The 3,102-nt window shown below is 41.4% G+C and carries 4 protein-coding genes; 3 read left to right on the top strand and 1 reads right to left on the bottom strand.

The features are described from left to right. Positions 1–199 precede the first annotated feature (199 nt). The 3 genes from Q0605_RS04100 (at position 200) to Q0605_RS04090 (ending at position 2,327) form a co-directional block, all read left to right on the top strand. A complete protein-coding gene (locus tag Q0605_RS04100; RefSeq protein WP_298704445.1) occupies positions 200–568 on the top strand; it encodes a hypothetical protein in 369 nt (122 codons plus the stop codon). 121 nt (positions 569–689) lie between these two features. Then, positions 690–1,418, top strand: coding sequence for a hypothetical protein (locus tag Q0605_RS04095; RefSeq protein ID WP_298704444.1), 729 nt, complete (start codon positions 690–692; stop codon positions 1,416–1,418). Positions 1,419–1,583: 165 nt separating this feature from the next. Next, positions 1,584–2,327, top strand: coding sequence for a DUF4272 domain-containing protein (locus Q0605_RS04090; RefSeq protein WP_298704443.1), 744 nt, complete (start codon positions 1,584–1,586; stop codon positions 2,325–2,327). A gap of 341 nt (positions 2,328–2,668) precedes the next feature. Here Q0605_RS04090 and Q0605_RS04085 read toward each other — a convergent pair whose 3' ends face one another. Then, the gene (locus tag Q0605_RS04085) at positions 2,669–2,842 is read right to left on the bottom strand and encodes a hypothetical protein (RefSeq protein WP_298704442.1); all 174 of its coding nucleotides are present in this window, start codon (positions 2,840–2,842) and stop codon (positions 2,669–2,671) included. Positions 2,843–3,102 lie beyond the last annotated feature (260 nt).

Genomic DNA, 3,102 nt, shown 5'->3' with positions numbered 1-3,102 from the left:
GAAAAGAATAAAAAGCTTCAGAAATATTTTAAATTTGAAAAAGAGTGGCTAAAGAGAGTGCAAAATCGGCATGATGAGGAATAAAATTTTAAAAGATAGGCACAGTCTTAAGGTGTAAAATTTTAAAATTACGTATGTATTTGCAAGGAATATCATAAGGCGTTATAAATAAAATTCCAGTAAAGGAGGCAAAAATAAGATGAAAATTTTGACATTAATATTAGCCATAATTTGGATGGCAATATTTAGCGGTTGCAAGGATCTTTTGTTAACCAACCATTTTATTACTTATGGGAACGGGGGCGGCTATGCTAGTACTTGCGAAACATTGTTTAGCGATTATCCTATAGGTGTCGAAAAACTTTATGAATTAAAGAGTAGAAATGATTTAAAAGCCCCGATATATATAATAAAAGATGGAAATTTTACGATAGCAGATGTTAGAAAAGGAATATTTGGCGTCGTTCCTATCGAAAGCTGTGGCGACAAGTGGTGTAAAATTTACTATCCCTGCAGCGAAACGGAGTATTTCGTAAAAAAGGGCGATATAGTAAAAAGAGATTATTAGTCGTCAGGCGAAAGATGCTTGGCGCGGATTTTAAAATTTCAATACGCGTAGAGTATCCAGGCAAGCATAACGTAAATTTAAAGCGGGTTGATAAAACGGATAAAACAAGAAGGATTCAAAAATGAAAAGCGTAAAAGGTATTTTCCGTTATCTTTTTCCGGTAAGAGATGGACGAGAACTGTATTGGATTAAAATTCCAAAAGGGCAAAGCGGTCGTTTTGGAAAAGAATTTATATTCGAGCCCGAATCGATTGCGAAATCGGACGCGCAAAAACTCGGTATAAAAATAGATCCAAAGCTTTTAAGAGATAAGCGGATTAAATTTCATATACGCGATATGTATTATAAGACATATTATGAGATAACATCTTTCGGTATCGATGAGAGCTGCGCCGATTCGCGGCAAATAGATCTTGATTTAGAAGATATAAAACAAATCGTAAAATCGGATGAAGACGATCCCTACTATGTATATGGCTATAGCTTAAACATAGAGCAGATGAGATCTTTTGGATGCATCGATATGGTTAAGCCCGGTTTTTCATACTTCTTTGGTTCCTCTGCCGGCCATGAAAGAATAATCAAAGCTCCAAATAGCGGCGATAAAAATATAAAAGGCTGCTATATAAATGTCTTTGATAGCGATACGGAAGCCTTTTACGTGGCGTTATTGGACGTTAAGCTGCCTTTTAGCGAAGTTGCAAAAATAGTCCGCCCGCTGAGCGTAGAGGCAAATATCCACTATTCTTATAGCCTCTCCGAAGAGCAGATTATAAAATTGGGATTTCCTGAAATTTTAAAAGAAAATGGCGGCAAAATCGACGCTCAAATATCGGTAGAGATAGTATAATCTCATAATTTAAAATTTAGCCGTTAAAAGGATTAAATAATGCAGCCCAAAATTAGAAATTTATGCGTATCACTGGAAAATAAAATTTTAAATTGACGTGCGTTTAAATTTTAAAATTTAAGCGCCCTTTTTGTTATAATTTCATCAAATTTAAAAGGAGAGACGATGGCTTTGTTAAATCTTTTCAAAAAAGGCGGCAAAAATAGCGCAAACGCCGCAAAGATCGGCAAGACCGCGCAGGAGCGCAAAGATATAAGCATCGAAATTTTAAAATCCCAAGGCGTACCGTATATAAATCATCTGCCGCTGCGATACGAGACGAGCGAGATCACTCCGCGCGAAAAGGACGAAGTCATCGCCCGCGCGATCTGTTCATACGCGGCGATAATGTGCGCCTGCTCGATCAGAGACGAGGGCAAGCTCGCGGATGAGGATAAGCAGGGCGTGCAGGGCTTTCTAGATAACCACTACGGCTGCATAGACAAGCTCACGCGTATGGAGCGCCGCGTCACGCAGGGCGAGGCGAGCCGCGACGAGGCCGTAAATATGGGCTGGAAATACGAGTCGCTGTGGGCGCTGATGTGGGCCATGGGGCTCGTGGAGGAGCTTAGCTTCCCGAGCGAGATCTGCGACTGCGCCTTTGTGATGGACACCTTTAGCGGCGGCGATTTTTCAGCGCGCGTGAAGCTACGCGATACGGATGAAATCCTGCAGGCGCTCGATCTTATCTACCGCTACCACTGGGCGTGCGTCAATGCCCGCGTGCACGGCACGGACAGCGCGGGGCTCGACGAAGAGGTCGTGATGGAGAGGCGCGGCGGGCTAGAGTGGCTATGCTGCAAGGGGGATGAAAACGACAATCTAACTGACGAATATAATGCGTGGAATTATCCGGATCTGAACACTTAGCGGCTCTTTTTTTCCTTTATACATCGTTAGAAATTTCGCCGAATTTCAGTCACGTATTATAATATACGCTCCTTCATTCGGCTCATTTCCGCCTCGTCTAAAGAAAAAATACTGCGCGTTGTCTCGCGAGCGTCTTTAAATGAGTTTGAAATTTTAAGTTCACGATAGGTTATATGCCTTATCTTGACTTAAAATTTCTGCACAACATTTAAATCTATCTCGCGATACTGCCGCTCTTGTATTCTTTAACTCAAATTTAAACTAGCCTGCGCTTAAAAATTAAATTTCGCCTCGTTTAAGCGAAAAATACTTCGCCTTAATTCCCGCGTTTTTTCTCTTTGCTATACGTCGTTGCATCTAAAATTTGCTGGTTGCATATTTACATACACGCTCCGCCCGCAAATTTCATCCCCGCCTCGTCTAGCTTCGCGGTACCGCCACTTACACTCTTCTTTGTACTCAAATTTAGAAACTATTTTTGCGTCGTTGTACCCACAACTGCAAGCATAAGTCATGCCAAGATCGGAATTTTAAAATTTAACCCTGATCGCGCGCTGTTTTTTACCAATCCTAAATATTTGCCGACGGTTCGAAAAGCATACCGAATGTGAAAAATTTATGAATTGATCGGGGATAGAATTTTAAATTCTATTGCGAACTGCACAAGGAAGATCACGAACGCAGATCCGTCGAAATTTCAGACGCGGCCTGCTAAATTTCAGGGTGCCGCGGAATTTTAGAATTTAAAGTTGCGGACGAGCAAGGCGCTCGTGCG

This window comes from uncultured Campylobacter sp. (assembly GCF_938017705.1).
In the GTDB taxonomy this organism is placed as follows: Bacteria; Campylobacterota; Campylobacteria; order Campylobacterales; family Campylobacteraceae; genus Campylobacter_B.
This window is presented reverse-complemented; position numbering and strand designations above follow the sequence as displayed.